Consider the following 18,779-nt stretch of genomic DNA (forward strand, 5'->3'; position numbering starts at 1 on the left):
TATGCAATCTGAATTCTAAAATCTTTTGAGCTTGCCATCATCCCGAAAAAAGGGCAGTTTCACTTTGCGGGTATACGCCCTTTTATCGGGATGCTGTCGGGCTATCCATGCTGCTTCGGCAGCTTATTCCTATCCCTCATGCGGACTTATCCAAGAAATTTAGAGGTAAATTATTTCCAGTTTTGTTTATATTTTATGTCCAAGGCGGCTCCATCCGCCGCCGTTATGCACATCGGTGTAGCCATGAGCCTTCAGGATGCTTTTTGCCGAAGCACTCCGCATGCCCGAAGCACAGCAGGTAATAATGGTTTTGTTTTTGTCTTTTAATTGTGATAAACTGTTCTTTAAAACGTCGACCGGGATGTTTACAGCGCCTTTGATGTGGCCTGATGCAAATTCGCTTTTGCTTCTTACGTCAAGGATAACTGCGCCTTTTTTTACAAGTTCGGCAAAGTCTGCAGTAGTGCCGAAACCGAATAATTTTTGAAGTATTTTAATCATTTTTTGGATACTATTTGGATTGATAATAATTGACATCTAACCATGAACCGCCATTGTAACAGTCGATTCCTTTTTGTGAAAGATAATGCTGTGCCTGCCCGCTGCGGTTTCCCGAGGCACAGCAGAGTATTAGCGGTGATTCTAAGTTTTGTATTTCTTCCAATCGGTCTTGAATTTCATTCAGTGGAATGTTAATTGAGCCGGCAGCGTGGCCGCCACTGTATTCCTGACGAGTGCGTACATCTACAATGCTGCCTTTTTTTTCTTTTATAATGTTCTCTAAAGTCATAGTGCCTGTCTTAAAGTGTATTGTTTTACACTGCAAAATTACAATAGAAGCTGCAGCTGAACAGTAACTTTTGTTACATAATGATTTTATTGCAGCTGATCGGCTTATAAAAGAGTTTCGGCTTTTATTGGTTTATAGTCAAAAAAAACGCAAAGCCAGAAGACTTTGCGAGTATAATTTTAGTGGTAACAAGCGAAATCTCTTGAAGCAAGTATGGCTGTTGCGCGACTAACTCTTAGTTTAATTTTGATTATTTTTTTTACAAATATTAAATTCGTAATATGTTATAAATTAATTAAATATTGTTTGTGTGTTTTGCGTTTCCGGACTAATATTACTTATTTTTAAGTTTTGCAACAGTCACAAGTGTTAGTAGCAGTTTTTATTTGACTTTGATTAATTTACCACTTTCATCAGTAATATGTAGCCAACTTGCAGGCCCGCCTTCATGATAAGCATGGTGAGAATATGCAATTGAATCTTGTTTACCTGTTTTTAAAGCTATCAAATCCATTTCTTTTGGTTTGTTTGTTTCCATATTAACAGTTTGAGAATTTACAAACTTTAGTTCTCGTTCATAATCAAGTAAATAGATTAAATTTTTACCGTATTGAACAACGCTTCGATTTGTACCTCCATTTGGTAAAGTTTTTACATAGATTGAATCTTTAAAATCTATCAAGTAAATTTGACTTCTTTCAGGAAATTCAGGAACAAATTTGTATTTACCATTCAACCTAAATATTTCCTGATTAGGATTTTCTACAAGAATAATAAAAAGAAACAATGTTGCTATTTTTATATGTTGCATTAGGTTATTGAATTCTTCGTCTAGTTTAGTAAAATTGCTATTAAAACCGTCCCTTAAGGGGCGGAGCCGTCTACTCGATTATGCACAGTGCATTTTTACTTTCAGTGTAGAATTAATTATAGTTTTTATCATAATTATTATAACGAATGTTTGAAGAAAAGAAAACAGAGCTATTTCATAATTTAATCCTGTATTTTTTTCTGCAGGAATTTCTTTTTCAAAAATATTTTTCATGTTTTGGGCACTATCGATAAAATTCAAGAAAAAATAACTTAGGGCTAAACAGCATATCAGCAAAATTAAATTATGAAAAAGGTTATTGAATTTCTGTTTATATTGTCTAACTAGCGTCAAAATGAACAATGAAGCTAACCAAAAAAAAGATAACATTAATCCAGCTGTCATTTGAATGTTATTGCCAAAAACAGGGATAACAAAAATGTTTTTAGAGTATGTAATTCTGCAAAATAAAGCTATTCCCAATAACCCGATAATTAGGCTCAACAAAAAATATAGAAATTCAAATAGTATTATTTTTTTCATGTTATTTAGTTACTGTTATTTGGCATTGTGCATAACTATCTGCTGACGTTCCCTTGCTACAAGAGATTTGGGGTCTTAGATTCAAGTAATAAATGCAACGTGAAAAAAAACTCTAGTGTTATTCTTTTGACCTAGGTCAAAAGAATAACACTAGAGTTGGCGAAAAAATCATCATATCTTTGGGTTGCAACACTCAAAATAGATGGCACATTTAACGTTAGAACAAAGATACAAAATAGAAGTATATAGAAATGCCGGTATCAGTATTTCCGAAATTGCTGAATTGGTAGATAAAAACAAATCAGTTATTTTTCGAGAAATAAAACGTAATTCTGATCAAAGAAGTGGTGTTTATAAAGCTGTTTTGGCGGATAAAAAAGCTTTAAACAGGCATAAGGTTAAGATCAAAAAATGCACTTTAACCTCAGAAGTTGAAGCAAATATTTTGTTTTATTTAAAGCAAGATTACAGTCCTGAACAAATTGTTGGCAGAGCAAAAATTGACAAAAGAGCAATGGTTTCTAAAGAAAGAATCTATCAATATATTTGGGAAAATAAACGCAAAGGAGGACTCTTATATAAACATCTTAGGACCAAGGGTAAAAAGTATAAAAAAAGAGGACATTTAAAGGATAAAAGAGGACTTATTATTGGTAGGGTCGATATTAGCGAGCGTCCAAAGATTGTAGAAAAGAAAAGTAGATTGGGCGATTTAGAGATTGATTTGGTCATTGGTAAGAATCACAAAGGAGCGTTACTAACTATCAATGACAGAGCCTCTGGAATACTTTTTATGGGAAAAGTAGAAAGCAAAGAAGCTAGTGCAATACAGCAGAAAACAATTGAATTATTGAAAGATTGGAAACCAATAATCAAGACCATTACTTCGGATAATGGAAAGGAATTTGCCAATCATCGGGCCATTGCAGAAGATTTAGATATCGATTATTATTTTGCCAAACCCTACCATAGCTGGGAACGAGGAGCCAATGAAAATTTAAACGGATTAATAAGACAATATTTTCCTAAAAAATCTAACTTTGAAAACATCGAAGAACAACAAATAAAAACAGTAGTTAATACATTAAACAACAGACCCAGAAAAAGATTTGGCTATAAAACACCTAATGAAATTTTCGCCGAAAAAATCAATAAATTGAATACTGTTGCATTTATATGTTGAATCCACCGGTTAAATTAAGCCTTATTTTCGAATTTACCTAAATCTCAAAGAAATTCGATTAGGATAGTTTACTTAGCCTAATCTTAAAGTAAATTATGGATAGCCCAAAAGGTGTAAAGAGCTTTTGGATGATGATTTGCGAACCGCCGAGTACGTGACACTCGGTGGTGTGAGAGGCGCACTCCGTTCCGATGGGGGCCTACCGTGTGGACACAAATACAATTTCGTTATTTTTATCACTAAATAAAGATATAATATGCGAAGATATTTTACAGACATTGATGATTCTCGACTATTAAAAAGGAGTAATTTAATATTAGATAGTTTATTTCATAATTGTGTTCATTCGATACGTCAGCTTACACAAAGCGATTCAGAATGTAAAGCAGTTTATCGTTTCTTGCAGAACAAAAGAGTTTCAGAATCGAAATTAATTAAAAACATGTCAGCAAACTGCTGTTTTTCAGCTCAAGACAAAACAGTTTTATGTATACAGGACACAAGTGAGGTCAATTTATATAATCATAAAAACAGAGTTAAAAAAGACGAATTTATAGGATTGACTAATGCTGCAACAAAAGGAGGAATTGGATTTTTACTGCATCCTAGTTTCGTTATAGATGCTTATAGTTTTGTTCCGTATGGCTTTTCAGATGTAAAAATATGGAACAGGCCTTTAGAGAAACTTACAAAAAAGGAAAGGAATTATAATTTGCTTCCAATTGAAGAAAAGGAATCTTATAAATGGATAGAATCTTCCCAAAAATCCAAGGAAGTTTTAGAGAAATCAAAAAAAGTCATCATCATTCAGGATCGAGAAGGTGATATTTATGAGCAATTTGCAATGATTCCAGATCAAAAGACGGAATTATTGGTAAGAGCAAGAGCAAACAGAACGCTACTAAACAAGGTTAAATTGTTTAGTTTTATAGCCAATGAACCTCTTAAAGGGAAATATACGATAGAATTAGAAGGTGATAAAAGAAGAAATATAAACAAACGGGAAGCTACCTTAGAAGTTAGATTTTCTGAAGTAACTATCCAAAAAAATGATTTAGTTTCAAAGAATGCGCCCAAAAGCCTTGATTTATATATCATCGAAGCAAAAGAAATTGGCGATAACATTGATAATCCAATATGCTGGAGATTACTAACAACCATTAAAGTCTTAGACCTAGACACAGCCTTAAAATGTATCGAATGGTATACTTGTAGATGGATTATAGAAGAGGTTTTTAGAATTCTAAAAAAGGAAGGATTTAATATAGAAGCAAGCGAATTAGGTTCTGCAAAATCTATTCGAAAATTGTCTTTAATGATGATGGAGACAATTGTCAAACTATTTTTAATGCAAATAGCATATAGTATTCCAGAGGAAGAAATAGAAGCGAGAAGTTGTTTTTCAGATCAAGAACTTGAATGTTTAGAATATCAAATGATAAAATTAGAAGGAAAAACAGAAAAATTAAAAAATCCTCATATCCAAAAGGATTTAAAAAGATATGTTTGGGTTATTGCAAGGCTTGGTGGATGGAAAGGATATGCAAGTGGGAGAAAACCAGGAATAACCACTTTCTCTATCGGAATACAGAAATTTGCTTCAATAATGGAGGGATGGCAATTGTTTTTAGATGTGTCCACACGTTAGGATGGGGGCGGAGCCGTCTACACGATTATAGGCAGGCTTTTCTTACTCAATGTTTGCCAATTTTATATCGGATGTTTTTTGGATTTTTTATTCTATAAATCATTCTGTCAACGGTCATTTCTGTACAAGCAATGTCATTCAGAGGAATTAAATGTAGAATTAATGAATCATTTTTTATTATTATGTCTCCACCATATTGCACACAACCGGTTAGAGCGTCTAAATATGAAATATAGATTTCGTTTTTTGTATATTTTATAGTATCAGTCTTTGGATTGAAATTTTTAGATTCTAATATGACAAAATCATCTCCTGATATTTTTGAAATTTGGTCATCGGTAAAACTTTCTGCAAACTTGAAAGCAATAATTCTTTCGTTTGGTGTAAATTCTTTTAAGGTAACTTTTTCTGACAAGTTCTCTTTTATTGAATTTTTGTGAGTACACGAAGTAATCATTAAAATTGAAAAGAAATAAAATAGTTTATTTTTCATAAAAATCCTGCGTTTATTTTGGTTAAGCTTGCCTATAACGTTCCCTTGCTACAAGAGGTTTGGGGTTAAATTAAGCCTTATTTTCGAATTTACCTAAATCTCCAAGAAATTGGATTAGGAAAGTTTACTTAGCCTAATCTTAAAGTAGATTATAGATAGCCCAAAAGGTGTAAAGAGCTTTTGGATGATGATTTGCGAACCGCGCCGAGTACGTGATCCTTACGCTCGGTGGTGTGGGAGGCGCACTCCGTCCCTTTAGCGGCGGAGCCGTCTACTCGATTATAGGCTGGCATTTCTGAGTATTAATATTTTGCCGTGCTTAGATATGTCCATATGATAAAAAACAATTGCAAAGGTATTCTAAACCATAAATATAATAGTCCATTACCGTCAAAAGTTCCTTTTTGGTAATCAAGTTTGTCAATAGAAGCTTTTATATTAGCTGGAAGCATAAGTATAAAGAACAATATTAAAATCCACCCTGCATAAATTTTAAAACTCGGAATGAATAAGCAAATGCCTAATAAAATTTCAAGAATACCTGTAAGGTAAATTACTTCAATTTTGAAAGGGATAAAATCGGGTATCATCAATGACATACCCTTTGTAAAAGCAAAATGTCCGATTGCAGTAAAACAAAGCATTGCGCACATTGCAATTCGGGCGGATAATGGAAAGTCGTATTTGCTAGTTGCTAATTTAATAGCAAAAATAGAAATACTGAATACGATAATTAATACAATTAATGGTTTCATTCTTATTATTTTTTTGCAAAGGTCAGCCAATATTAAAAGTAAAACAATGAACTTGGGTTAAGAAATTCGTTTACGAATTCTACTCAATGCCTGTGATGTGATGCCAATATAAGAAGCTATGTATTTTAATGGAATTAGTTGTAACAAATGGGGTTGTTCGGTAAATAAATTCAAGTAGCGTTGTTGTGGGGTGTCGTTTAGCAAGGATAATTCTCGTTTTGATTTTTTCAAAAAAAGTTCTTCGCTTGCCAATCGACCTATTTTTTCTCCAATTTTAGTTTGAGCGTAAATATCCTGCAAGTCCTCATAGGTCACACTCCAAAGAACAGTGTTCGTAATTGTTTCTAATTCGTAAGTAGAAGATGTTTGTGTCAAAAAAATATCATAGGCACTTACAAAATTATTTGCAAAGGCGAAACCAAATGTCAAGTCGTCAAATTCTGAAGGAATACAAAAGCGAATAATGCCTTTTTCAATAAACGAAAGATGATTTTCTTTTTGTCCTATTTTTAAAATTTTTGTTTTTTTTGAGAATTCTCGCCTAAATAGTTTAGATGAAAATATCTGCCAATCGCTGTCGGTAAGTAGAACATTTTTTTCAAAATATTTTTTAATCTCTTCCATTGTCGTGAGGTCTGTTATGCTTGTCGCTAACGTCAGTCTATGAATAAACTTAAAAAGAGGCTCTGAGAATTCGCTGTGTGAAATTTTTCTCCGACAGGTATGCGAATAGTTTCTCTTTTTGACTTAGTTTTTTCACAGCCTGTTGGGCGATGTACTTATTTTGCTTTATAAAGTTTCATTTTTTTCTCTTCGGGATTTATTTTTACGTAGCCACCTCTTATTGTTACAAATACATTCTTTTTATCAAGAACAACTACTGAAGTTGGATAAAGTCCATACCAGAATAAATTGTCAAAAATTGTATTTAACTTCAAGTTTTTATCTATTATATAAAATCCTTTGCTACCTGCTAAATAAATGTAATCTTTATATAGTGTCATAGCTGACGGAGCATCTTCAAGATTTAATGCTCCAGAAATAAAAAAATTATCATTATTATACTTAATTGAATAAAGGCCTCCAGAATTTAATCCCATATGAGATAAACCTCCTAGCAAATAAATCGAATCTTTAATTCCAAAAATAAATTTTACATTCCCGCTTTTAAGAAGTTTACAATCTTTAAGCACTTTATTAATTGGATCCGTTTCGCTAGTCATTAGACCTCCAAACCACCTTGGTTTAATATCTTTTCCATTTTTTCCATTAACAAAATATACTTTCGTAGAGTCTTTTTGTTTGTAATATAATCCACCTCCGAATTCTCCCATATCGATACCAATCAATTTTCCATTGGTAATATTATATTCTACAGAAGACGCATACTTGTATTTTGATACTTTTATCTTACCCGATTCTAGTGTAAAAACGAACTCTTTGTTTGATGAATGATTAAAATCATACCATTCTTTGCTGTCCATTTCAGGAATTTTGCATTCTTCAAAGTCATTTAGTGAATAGTTTTGACCGAAGCAAAATGATATGTTAAGTAGAAATATTATTAGAAATATTTTCATTTTTACTGTTTTATAGGTGTATATCGCCCAATGTTCCGGCGCTTGGAGGTTGCGAGCTTCGGAACAGATTATTTTCTATTAAAGAAAAAATTACTTGCGAAATGTAAACCTGAATTTACTACAAAATTCGCAATCTTGCCAAACGCCTGTTACTTGTAGTTTTTTATCCGTTCCACATAGATTTATATTGTTCCATTTTATTCATTTCTTCTGTCATAAATGTCGAGTCATTATTTTGAATACGAAGTTGTTTAATGGTATCTATGTTTGCTAAAACACCTTGTTTATACCAAGGAAATTCATCAGCAAGAGAATTTAGTTTTGCTAAAGCCTGTAAAGTCTCTCCGTTTTTAGATAAAAATACTGAATGTTCAAATCTAAATATTGGACACCAATAATATTCTTCTGCCATTTTTTGCCAAGTTTCTCCGTCTGCTTCTCCAACATTCAAGAAATTAACAGCAAATATTGACGAATCAATATATCCTTCTGAAAATATAAAGTAGTTTAGTAATGCAATTTCTTTTTTGTCAGTCTCTGACTTTATTTTATTTTCAATTATCTCATTTATGAGTTTATGAGATAAGTCTTGGTCTTCTTTTGAATCAGATAAATGCAAGACATTTGCATACTCAACTTTTACTATTTCTAAATCAGGTCTTAATTCAAAAGCACCTTTTGCATATTTCATTGCATCAGATATTGAGTTTAGAGTTCTATAAAGTTTAGATAATGCAACTATTAGTCTAATATCTTTAAAATCTTCTTGGGTTATACTTGTTTTTTGGAATTCAACAGCTTTTAATGAATATCTATCTTTTACAAATCGCTCAATTATTTGCCATTTCTGTAATTTAGAAAATTCTGTTTCATCCCATTGTTGAAACAATATAGACCTTCTATCCCAAGTTGAGCGAATTTTTTTCCATTCACTAAAAGTGTAATCAAATGCTTCGTGTTCTTGAAAAATATTACCTTTTTCGTCTTGTAAATCAAATTCAACTCTGTATTCTGGCGACGAGTAATAGCGTCTAATAGAATTATAAATTTCTTCCTTAAATAATTTAGGAGTGTTACTTTCTATTTCAGGATTACCTGAAATTTTGTTTAGCATTTCTAAAAATAAATCTTGGTCTTTTTGAGGCAAAGATTTAAGGTCTTCCATTGCTTTTTTTTCGAGGTCTTGAATATTTTCTGATGTGGAATTTTGTTCTGGTTTTTTTTCTGATTTCCCAAAAAGTCTTTTAAATATGCTCATAGTTGTTTGAAATTCTAACTAACGTTTTGTTAATGTTTTATAAATCAAATATTTGTAAAATTATTTTTCCGTATTAATTCCTTTCATTTTTCCGCTTTTCCGCCGTTAGCTTACGGGGTCAGGGCGGGAGTCTAGGGGGAATTACTGCCAACGTCCCCTAGCTACAAGAGATTTGGGGGTAAATTAAGCCTTATTTTCGAATTTACCTAAATTTCCCAAATACAAGACCATTTTCAAATCTCCAAGAAATTGGATTAGGAAAGTTTAATTAGCCTAATCTTAAAGTAAATTATAGATAGCCCAAAAGGTGTAAAGAGCTTTTGGATGATGATTTGCGAACCGCCGAGTACGTGATACGCTCTGTGGTGTGGGAGGCGCACTCCGTCCCTTAAGGGGCGGAGCCGTCTACTCGATTGTGCGTTCGGTTTTTTATTTATTTTGTTTTCCGATTAGTTCAATTTCGCTTTTTGTTTCTTCAATTTCTTTTTGAGTAAATAAAAAAGGCAATATTAAACCTAAAATAATGAAAAATAAAGAATATTGCTTAAATGGTTCTACTCGTAAATATTCTGGAAATAGCGGATTTTCTGACGGGCTTCCTATTTTCGAAATCAATATTAATAATCCAAGACTAAAAGTTAAAACGCAACTCAAACAAATAATTAAGTTGTCTTTTAGAATTTCGGATAAATTTTTCCGCTTTCTTTTTTCCGTTAACACTAAACTGCAAATTGGAATTGATGAGATTAAAAGATAATCGGAAGTATTTATGTCAACTCCGAAAAAGTAACTTGTTTTATTCTGTATATATTCTGCTAGGCCAAAAACAGAGGTTGGACCTAAAATGAAGTTCAGTAATATGAATAAAACAACTGAAATTAAGATTGACAGAACTTTAATTTTTCTATTCATTTTTTGTCTTTATGAATTTTGTCAAATAAAAAAGTATCATAAATATGATAACAAATACTAATGGCAAAAGTTTATCTTCAGTTTTTATATTATGGCTTGACGCATTTATTATTAACCACAAAAACAGAGACAATAATATTAAAATTACCAAAATGATTTTTGCAACTATTTTAAATGTTTTCATTTTTAAATGTTGTTTTATTTAGGTTTTCTGTCGCTCGAAACTTAGGCACAACGTTCCCTTGCTACAAGAGATTTGGGATTAAATTAAGCCTTATTTTCGAATTTACCTAAATCTCCCAATTACAAGACCATTTTCAAATCTCCAAGAAATTCGATTAGGAAAGTTTACTTAGCCTAATCTTAAAGTAAATTATGGATAGCCCAAAAGGTGTAAAGAGCTTTTGGATGATGATTTGCGAACCGCTGATTACGTGATCTTTACGCTCGGTGGTGTGAGAGGCGTACTCCGTCCCTTTAGAGGCGGAGCCGTCTACTCGATTGGCGGTAGTTTTTTTAATTTTCAATTTTTACAGTTATCTTTTTTTCAAAGAGTTTATTGTCTGAAGTTCTACAACTAAATGTAACTTCATAGTTTTCTGGCGTAAATACACTCTCACTTTTTAGTTTTGGGCTAAACTCTAATATTTTTTCATCGTAAAAAATATCATATATTTCTATTTGATTTTTTATTTCCTCAATTTCAAGTAAATTTTGATTTGCACTTATGGTTACATTTTTATATTTAAAAGGATGATTAAATTTCAAGGAATATGTATTTTCCAATAAAGAATTATCATTAATTCTTCCTCTTTTGAAAGCATAACATTTTGCAGATAATCCTAAATCTAAATTTGCAATAAACTTGGTTTTATACCCAATTATAAAAATTATTTCATTTTTTAATATGTTTGTTTCTGTGAAAGTATTATATTGTCTTTCTTTATTTCTCACATCAATTGAAGCTCCATAAAATTCAATATCTGAAATTAAATAATGTTGTGGAGAACAACTTTCACTTAATACAATTATAAGCAGATAAATTCCTATAATTTTAAATACTTTTTTCATTTATGATATCTCTATTTTTTCGGTTTTCAGTGGTAAAATTTTAACCAACGTTCCCTTGCTACAAGAGGTTTGGGGGTAAATTAAGCCTTATTTTCGAATTTACCTAAATTTCCCAAATACAAGACCATTTTCAAATCTCCAAGAAATTGGATTAGGAAAGTTTACTTAGCCTAGTCTTAAAGTAAATTATGGATAGCCCAAAAGGTATAAAGAGCTTTTGGATGATGATTTGCGAACCGCCGAGTATGTGATACGCTCGGTGGTGTGGGAGGCGCACTCCGTCCCTTTAGGGGCGGAGCCGTCTACTCGATTAGCCGTAGTTTATTTATTTGAAATGTTCAGAATAACTTTCAAGACTCCTTAAATCTTCTGAATTATTTTGTTTTGCTGTTAATAATCGTGTATTTAATTGTTCAGTTATAATTAGAAAATAAATAAAAATACTTTCAATTGAGATAAAAAATATAAAAAGTAAAACAGATTTAAAAGTTAATATTGAATGAAATATTTTAAATACATTATAAGTTATCTCTGGCTTTATATTTATTGCCATTGGCATAAAGTGTAATGGATATATTACTGTTAAAGGAAATGCTATTAATAATAAAATTATTATAATTTTCAATGGTTTTATAGAATCATCGAATGTATTTAAGTTTTGTAAATTCTGTTCAAAATATTGTATTAAGGTTCTTGATTCAATTTCGAGCTTATCAATTTTATCTTTTTCAGCGCTTAAATTGTCCCATAATCCTTTTGGAGCAATGTCAAAAGTCCCTGCAAAATTGTTATTTTTCATAGATATTCCATTTCCCACTGGAGTATAAGTTGGTTTGTATTTTTCGTATACTTTTTCAAAGCTTTCAATAATTGCATCATCAATCTTATATAATCGATTATCTAACTTATAAATTTTTTCTAAAATTTCTTCACGATTTAAATTATCGAAATCTCCATTTTTAATTTGTTCTTTTAATGTGCTATTATATTTTACGTGTGATTTATTAAACCAATAAAAATGGCAGTTATTAATATTGAGTAAGATTTTATTACATTCTATAGCCAAAGTATCAAATTCAGAAATAGTAGAATTTATTTTTTCACTAATACCGAGAAGCCGAGAAATTATAAATGCACCAATAATACCAATTAATGCAGCTGCACTTTGGCAAAATGAGCTAAAAAACCAATTCCAATCCATATTCATTTGTTATTTAATTTTTTTGATTTTTAAGTTTTTGTGGGTAAATTCTAACTAACGTTTTTGTAAATGTCTAAAAACTAAATTGTTACAAAGTTAAAATCATCGACTTTGAATTGATGTTTTTCCATTTGTTTTTGTATTCTTCTTTGTACCGCTAGTTTTCTTTTTTCGTCTAAATATAAGTAATTTTCCGGATTATAGTAGGAGGTGTTTTTTACAATCATATTCCAAATGATTATACCTAATTTTCTTGCTGTTGCGCTTATGGCAGATACTCTTCCTTTTCGAAAATTAATTCGATGAAAAAAGTCTCTCAGAGGTGTTGATTCTTTTAAATTTCCGATGGCATTGGCAGCATTCCTCAGGGCTATTTTCAAGCGGTTACTCCCTTTTGGCACGCGAGAACTGAGTACTTTTCCGCCACTTATTTTATTGTTCGGAGTAAGTCTGAGCCAGCTTGCAAATTGTTTGGCTGTACCGAATTTTTTAATCCCTTCTAACCCCACTTCGCTCATTAATGTAAGTAAGGTTTGATGGCTGAATCCTTCTATCTTTAATAAATCTACTCCTTCGAAGTATTGATAGCCAATGAGGTTTAAATCAATATTTTTAGGTGTATTTTTATTAACTCTTTTATGAACTTTCGGATCCGTGTAATGTTGCTTTTTATTGTTGCTGCTGTCAATCTGGTCTTGAAGTAATTTTTTTATTTCTATATCGCAGTCTTTGATCTGATTTTGCAGATTTTGATACATCTGGTATTCCTGCTTTAGGGCAAATAGATAATCTTTACGGCCGTTGCTTTGGAGTGCTTTTTGCATTTCTGCTTCACTTTTTTTACAGTTTCCGTTTCTCAGGGAGGCTAATTTCTGAGAATCAGTTTCGCCATTACAAATGGCTTCTATCATCTTAAGTCCTGTCAAACCACAAATATCTTTAACAATTATATCCAGACGAAGGTTGAGTAAACGAAGGTATTTTTGCATTTTCTTGCTTGTGTCAGCAGCAACATCAATTAAACCGGCTCTGTGTCGGCAATAAGTTCGGAGTTGTTCAGTTTGTAAATCTGGCAAAAAACTTCCAGATAATAGGCCTATGGAATGTAATTTTTGTATCCATTGGCAGTCTTGTACATCGGTTTTCTTTCCTTTGATGTTTTTGGTAAATTTTCCATTGCACAATATCACTTGAAAACCATCGTTTATCAAAACAGCATATAATGCTTGCCAATAAGTGCCTGTACTTTCCATTGCTACAGTTTGGATGCCATTTCCTTTGAGCCAATCTGATATTGCTTTGAGGTCTTCATTATAAACACCAAACTCTCTTACGTGTTCTTCTTTTTGACCAATAGCTACAAAATGACTCCTGCTTCCGATGTCTATTCCTGCTGCTTGAGGATTGACAATCTCCATCAAAATTTGATTTTGTTCTTTCATTCTGATTCTGAACATTTAAATTAAAAAAATACTCAAAGAGGAAGTTCTTTCGGATAAATAAAATATTCTAATCGGGGTTACAAAAAAAATGTACCACCACTGGAGGTATCACACACTTCCCAACCAGGATTACACTCGTGCTATTACGCAACAGTTTACAAATCGGCCTTGCAATGAGCGTAGCTAATTTATGTTTTTTTGATTTTTTATGCAATGGCCGTTAGCTTCGGGAGGTAAGGCAGGCGGACTATGAGGGATTACGGCTAACGTTTGGTTAGTAGGCGATGGGCGGGGTTAAGTAAGCGTAATACTTCAGTTAATCACTATTTTTCAAGTACAAAACTATTTTTAAATTAAGCCAAATTCCCGACTATCGCTTACTAGCGGTTGGGCGACGTTTTTTTATTTACTTCTATTTTCTATTTCTATTTTCAATATTTCGAAAACTTCATTCATTTCATAATTATCTAATACGTTTAAAATATTGATATTTTTATTTTCATATTGAAATTTTATTTTTCCCATTTTCAGCCAAAAAGGAAAAGCTCTTTGAGTTTCTTTTATTAATTCTCTTTGAGTATCTATGAAACTATCAGATTTAAATTGTTTTTCTGCTTTTATTAAGTTTTTTATTTTCTTTATTTCATAGTTTTTTCTGATTGTAATAATTCCATTTGTACGTACATATTCTAATGAATCATTTTCAATAAACAATTTCTCTTTGCCTTTATAGAGCCAAAGTGAATAGTTTGCAAAGAACGGAGTAAGCAATAATATTCCATAAGCGTCTTTAGGAATATTAAAATTTAAAGTTATTATCAGTTTAATAAAAAAGATTACAAATGATAGAACCATTACTATGGAAGATATTCCAAATACAAATAAAAGCATCCAATATTTAGTAGTTGGGACAATTATTTCAATATTCTTGTCAGTTTTCGATATTTCCAATATTTAGTATTTTTAAAATTCAAAATAGATTCTTTAATTATCTGTTTCTGCGCGAAAATGTCGCCCAACTTGTATATAAGCGAAACAAACCTTCGTATATACACCCATTTTTGGGTAGATTGGAGAATGTTTGGCTTTTCTTAGCTCTTTCCAAATATATTAAAATTTTGTTGTTAGCTGGTTTTTTTCTTACAGTATTTACTTATTTACGATTCATTTCCCTAAAGGCTTCGAGCTGAATTTCCATCTTCTGGATCAGAGCGTCTTTCTGAGCCAGTTCCTCTTTCAGGCTTTTCTCAAGTTTGGTTTCAAAACGATAGGGCAGGTATTCGCCCAGTTGGGCAATAAAATTGTGTTTCATGATTATGCTCAGTTTCCATAAAATGGCAAACTGCAGGGAGTCTCTTTTGTAATAATCGTTCAATCCGGTTGGCAGTATCTCTAGCGCACGAGCTACATCGGCTTTCTTGATTTTATTCTGGAGAATGTGGTAATGAATAAAATTACCAATTGAGGGATAGGTTTCCCCGAGATCTTTCTTGTATTTGCGGTTATTGGTTGTCATTTTTTCTGTCTTTATCGTTATTGAATTTCTTTTAATGGTGGTAAAACAGGTGTTAATCACTAATACTATTGGTTATAAATACCTTTACTATTAGTGGAAATCACCTATTCTATTGGCTTTAATAACCAATACTATTGGTGAAAAACACCTGTTCTATTGGCTTTTAACACCTGTTTTATTGGTGCTTAACACCAATAATAGAGGTGTTTAACACCTGTACTGTTATGGTTTAACACCTCTACTATTATGGTTTAACACCTGTTTTTTGTAAATTATGACTATTATGGAGCAGGTTGCTGCAGGTGTTTGGTGCAAAAAAATGCCCCTTTTGGATATAAAGAGGCAGTACGTATTGTGAGAACAAAACGCATTAGGGCATAGGTGGTGCCACTGGTGCTGTGGTTACGGCATTGCCGGTATTGCTGGCAAAACGTTTTTTGAGCTGGTCTACAATACTGTCGGCACCTGGTACTCCCGCATCGGCGGCTGCGCCAAAGGTTTTGTATAGTGCCAGAGCCGATGCATAGGCTTCGCTGCCCGCCAGCATTTTGGTGTCTTCAATTTGCTCACATATCTGGTTGGCTATGCCAGAGAGTTCGTCCAGCTGGGTAAAAAGCGTGAGATCGTTTTTCATATTGGCTACCGATATATAAGGCGGTACCAGTGCCGCGTTGTTTACGCCGGCATTGATGGCATCCTCGGTAAAGGCTTTGTTGTTGACATCGATGGTGTTTAATGTCTTTCTTTCGTCGGCGGTCAAGCCTGTAAGGAAAGGGAGATTGGTCAAAATAGTTTGAAACGCAGCTTTGACTGCTGCTATTTGTGCCGCCGTTACGGTCACGTTTACCCGATTGTTCTGCAAATTTGCCATATATAGTTTTTTTGTTTTGTGTAGTAATAGACTACAAAACAAATCTAAATAATTGGCTGTAAGTAAAATAATGTTTTTCTTACTGTTTTTAATGTTTTTTGTTAAAAATTTCAGAAAGTACTGTCATATTTATATGCAGAATGGTTTTTGCTGTGGCTGTGTTTTGTGAGGGGATAGGAGCCAATCTCATTAAGTTAAGAGTTTCATGCTTGATTTTTTTTATATAACTATCCGCCAAAGCATACTAAATGTTTTTTTGCCACAGATTCTCACAGATTTTACATCCATTTTTTAGAAATCTGTGTTAATCTTTATAATCTGTGGCTAATTTTATCGATTTGGTATTAGTCACGGATAGTCATATTTTTTTAAATATAATCTCGCAGAGACGCGAAGACGCAAAGAAAGCAGATTTTGACTTTGCGTCTTCGCGTCTCTGCGAGAGCAAATTAAAGTTAAGAGTTTTTTTGACCTCAGTGAGGTCTAATGTTTATATAAATAAGCATGACTATTCGCAAAGCACACTAAATGTTTTTTGCCACAGATTACACAGATTCTCACAGATTTTACATGCATTTTTTAGAAATCTGTGTTAATCTTTATAATCTGTGGCCAATTTTATCGATTTGGTATTAGTCACGAATAGTCATATTTTTTTAAATATAATCTCGCAGAGATGTGAAGACGCAAAGAAAGCAGATTTTGACTTTGCGTCTTCGCGTCTCTGCGAGAGCAAATTAAAGTTAAGAGTTTTTTTGACCTCAGTGAGGTCTAATGTTTATATAAATAATCATGACTATTCGCAAAGCACACTAAATGTTTTTTTTGCCACTTATTGCACAGATTCTCACAGATTTTACATGCCTTTTTTAGAAATCTGTATTAATCTTTATAATCTGTGGCCAATTTTATCGATTTGGTATTAGTCACGGATAGTCATATTTTTTTAAATATAATCTCGCAGAGACGCGAAGACGCAAAGAAAGCAGATTTTGACTTTGCGCCTTCGCGTCTCTGCGAGAGCAAATTAAAGTTAAGAGTTTTTTTGACCTCAGTGAGGTCTAATGTTTATATAAATAATCATGACTATTCGCAAAGCATACTAAATGTTTTTTTTGCCACAGATTCTCACAGATTTAAAAAAAACAGTAATGAAATCTGTGAGAATCTGTGTAATCAGTGGCTAAAAAAATACACGATATTATTTGCGGACAGGCACATAAATAATATTCGATTTTGACAATGACTCCAGAGGAATCGAATGTTTTTCGGTATCGTACAAGCCCGCCGGGGTTGTTGTAACGTATGTTTTTGATTTCTATAAACGTTGAAATCCTCTGGATTTCTCATAACTTAATGATGGCCGCATGATTTTAGAGGACAGATTTTTGGAATTTATGGAGCCGTTTTTCATTCATTTGCAGGAAAATATTTTTTTGATGCGGGTTTTAAATTAACCTATCTTTGCGCCCTGATAAAAAGTCTATATGAAGTTTGATTTACTAAAAACTGATCCGCAGTCAAAAGCCCGAGCGGGAAGTATTACTACAGATCACGGTGTGATTGAAACACCTATTTTTATGCCTGTTGGGACTGCTGCTTCGGTAAAAGGGGTACACCAAAGGGAACTGAGAGAAGAAATAAACCCGGATATTATTCTTGGGAATACCTATCATTTATACCTGCGTCCGCAGACTGAAATTCTTGAAAAAGCAGGAGGACTGCATAAATTCATGAACTGGGACCGCAATATTCTGACCGATTCTGGAGGATATCAAGTGTATTCGCTGTCGGCTAACCGAAAAATTAAGGAAGAAGGAGTAAAGTTTAAATCGCATATTGATGGTTCGTATCATTTTTTTACGCCAGAGAATGTGATGGAAATCCAGCGTACCATTGGAGCCGATATTATCATGGCTTTTGATGAGTGTACGCCTTATCCCTGTGATTACCGCTATGCACAGCGCTCGATGCACATGACGCACCGCTGGCTGGACCGCTGTATCAATCATTTGGAGAAACTGCCGTTTAAGTATGGTTATGAGCAGACTTTTTTCCCAATTGTACAGGGAAGTACTTATAAAGATCTGCGCCGTCAGTCAGCAGAATATATTGCTAATTCGGGTCAGCAGGGAAATGCAATCGGCGGACTTTCGGTAGGAGAACCTGCTGAAGAAATGTATGCAATGACTGAAGTAGTCTGTGAAATTCTTCCCGAAGAGAAACCTCGTTATTTGATGGGTGTTGGAACTCCGATTAATATTTTGGAAAATATCGCACTTGGAATTGATATGTTCGACTGCGTGATGCCTACTCGTAACGCCCGTAACGGAATGCTTTTTACTGCCAACGGAACAATCAATATCAAAAACAAAAAGTGGGAAGCCGATTTCTCTCCGATAGATGAAATGGGGCATACATTTGTGGATACGGAATATTCTAAGGCCTATTTGCGCCATTTGTTTGCCGCTAATGAATATTTGGGAAAACAAATTGCTACGATACACAATCTAGGTTTTTATATGTGGTTAGTCCGCGAGGCGAGAAAACATATCCTAGCAGGTGATTTTAAACCATGGAAAGAGATGATGGTTAAAAATATGGCTCAACGATTATAATTTGGGTTTAATCGGTTAATCGTTTATTTGTTTAACCGAATAATCGAATAATCGAATTAACGATTTCACAATTAAACGATTAAGCTT

19 protein-coding genes and 1 pseudogene are annotated in these 18,779 nt (G+C 33.0%); 4 read left to right on the forward strand and 16 right to left on the reverse strand.

The features are described from left to right. Positions 1–186: 186 nt before the first annotated feature. The 4 genes from OZP07_RS05395 to OZP07_RS05410 form a co-directional block, all read right to left on the reverse strand. Entirely contained in the window at positions 187–501 is a 315-nt protein-coding gene (locus tag OZP07_RS05395) for a rhodanese-like domain-containing protein (RefSeq protein WP_281637567.1), read from the reverse strand. A gap of 10 nt (positions 502–511) precedes the next feature. Then, on the reverse strand, positions 512–790 hold the full coding sequence (locus tag OZP07_RS05400) for a rhodanese-like domain-containing protein (RefSeq protein WP_194643135.1): 279 nt from the start codon (positions 788–790) through the stop codon (positions 512–514). Positions 791–1,172: 382 nt separating this feature from the next. Further along, complete coding sequence (locus tag OZP07_RS05405; protein WP_281637568.1) at positions 1,173–1,601, reverse strand: hypothetical protein; 429 nt, start codon at positions 1,599–1,601, stop codon at positions 1,173–1,175. 78 nt (positions 1,602–1,679) lie between these two features. Continuing rightward, positions 1,680–2,144, reverse strand: a complete 465-nt coding sequence (locus OZP07_RS05410; RefSeq protein WP_281637569.1) for a hypothetical protein — start codon at positions 2,142–2,144, stop codon at positions 1,680–1,682. 202 nt (positions 2,145–2,346) lie between these two features. Between OZP07_RS05410 and OZP07_RS05415 the strand changes: the two genes are divergently transcribed. The 3 genes and pseudogenes from OZP07_RS05415 (at position 2,347) to OZP07_RS05420 (ending at position 4,975) form a co-directional block, all read left to right on the forward strand. Then, positions 2,347–3,327 (forward strand): IS30 family transposase, encoded by a 981-nt coding sequence (locus OZP07_RS05415; RefSeq protein ID WP_281635332.1) that lies wholly within the window; start codon positions 2,347–2,349, stop codon positions 3,325–3,327. A 256-nt stretch (positions 3,328–3,583) separates the two neighbouring features. Continuing rightward, a pseudogene (locus OZP07_RS22220) lies at positions 3,584–3,685 on the forward strand (hypothetical protein); the annotation flags it as partial. An 84-nt stretch (positions 3,686–3,769) separates the two neighbouring features. Next, a complete protein-coding gene (locus OZP07_RS05420; RefSeq protein ID WP_281636464.1) occupies positions 3,770–4,975 on the forward strand; it encodes an IS4 family transposase in 1,206 nt (401 codons plus the stop codon). Between the two features lie 46 nt (positions 4,976–5,021). On the opposite strand, the gene OZP07_RS05425 is transcribed toward OZP07_RS05420, so the two are convergent. The 12 genes from OZP07_RS05425 to OZP07_RS05480 all read right to left on the reverse strand — a co-directional run bounded on the left by OZP07_RS05425 (position 5,022) and on the right by OZP07_RS05480 (position 16,074). Then, entirely contained in the window at positions 5,022–5,468 is a 447-nt protein-coding gene (locus OZP07_RS05425; protein WP_281637570.1) for a hypothetical protein, read from the reverse strand. A gap of 302 nt (positions 5,469–5,770) precedes the next feature. After that, the gene (locus tag OZP07_RS05430; RefSeq protein ID WP_281637571.1) at positions 5,771–6,223 is read right to left on the reverse strand and encodes a DoxX family protein; all 453 of its coding nucleotides are present in this window, start codon (positions 6,221–6,223) and stop codon (positions 5,771–5,773) included. A gap of 57 nt (positions 6,224–6,280) precedes the next feature. Further along, on the reverse strand, positions 6,281–6,847 hold the full coding sequence (locus OZP07_RS05435) for a Crp/Fnr family transcriptional regulator (RefSeq protein ID WP_281637572.1): 567 nt from the start codon (positions 6,845–6,847) through the stop codon (positions 6,281–6,283). A 155-nt stretch (positions 6,848–7,002) separates the two neighbouring features. After that, positions 7,003–7,803, reverse strand: coding sequence for a hypothetical protein (locus OZP07_RS05440; protein ID WP_281637573.1), 801 nt, complete (start codon positions 7,801–7,803; stop codon positions 7,003–7,005). A 163-nt stretch (positions 7,804–7,966) separates the two neighbouring features. Continuing rightward, the gene (locus OZP07_RS05445; RefSeq protein WP_281637574.1) at positions 7,967–9,061 is read right to left on the reverse strand and encodes a type II toxin-antitoxin system RelE family toxin; all 1,095 of its coding nucleotides are present in this window, start codon (positions 9,059–9,061) and stop codon (positions 7,967–7,969) included. Between the two features lie 429 nt (positions 9,062–9,490). Then, a complete protein-coding gene (locus OZP07_RS05450) occupies positions 9,491–9,973 on the reverse strand; it encodes a hypothetical protein (RefSeq protein WP_281637575.1) in 483 nt (160 codons plus the stop codon). Positions 9,974–10,489: 516 nt separating this feature from the next. Further along, positions 10,490–11,044 (reverse strand): hypothetical protein, encoded by a 555-nt coding sequence (locus OZP07_RS05455; protein ID WP_281637576.1) that lies wholly within the window; start codon positions 11,042–11,044, stop codon positions 10,490–10,492. Positions 11,045–11,369: 325 nt separating this feature from the next. Further along, positions 11,370–12,245 carry a hypothetical protein gene (locus OZP07_RS05460; protein WP_281637577.1) on the reverse strand — a complete coding sequence of 292 codons (876 nt, stop codon included), beginning with the start codon at positions 12,243–12,245 and terminating at the stop codon, positions 11,370–11,372. A gap of 80 nt (positions 12,246–12,325) precedes the next feature. Next, positions 12,326–13,687 (reverse strand): IS110 family RNA-guided transposase, encoded by a 1,362-nt coding sequence (locus OZP07_RS05465; protein ID WP_281635814.1) that lies wholly within the window; start codon positions 13,685–13,687, stop codon positions 12,326–12,328. Between the two features lie 402 nt (positions 13,688–14,089). Next, positions 14,090–14,638: a hypothetical protein gene (locus OZP07_RS05470; protein ID WP_281637578.1), complete on the reverse strand. Its 549-nt coding sequence runs from the start codon at positions 14,636–14,638 to the stop codon at positions 14,090–14,092. Positions 14,639–14,840: 202 nt separating this feature from the next. Next, positions 14,841–15,263 (reverse strand): hypothetical protein, encoded by a 423-nt coding sequence (locus OZP07_RS05475; protein ID WP_281637579.1) that lies wholly within the window; start codon positions 15,261–15,263, stop codon positions 14,841–14,843. 310 nt (positions 15,264–15,573) lie between these two features. Then, on the reverse strand, positions 15,574–16,074 hold the full coding sequence (locus OZP07_RS05480; RefSeq protein WP_281637580.1) for a hypothetical protein: 501 nt from the start codon (positions 16,072–16,074) through the stop codon (positions 15,574–15,576). A gap of 1,487 nt (positions 16,075–17,561) precedes the next feature. Between OZP07_RS05480 and tgt the strand changes: the two genes are divergently transcribed. Then, positions 17,562–18,692 carry a tRNA guanosine(34) transglycosylase Tgt gene (gene tgt, locus OZP07_RS05485; RefSeq protein WP_281637581.1) on the forward strand — a complete coding sequence of 377 codons (1,131 nt, stop codon included), beginning with the start codon at positions 17,562–17,564 and terminating at the stop codon, positions 18,690–18,692. Positions 18,693–18,779: the final 87 nt, after the last annotated feature.

This window comes from Flavobacterium marginilacus (genome assembly GCF_026870155.1).
Taxonomy (GTDB): Bacteria; Bacteroidota; Bacteroidia; order Flavobacteriales; family Flavobacteriaceae; genus Flavobacterium; species Flavobacterium marginilacus.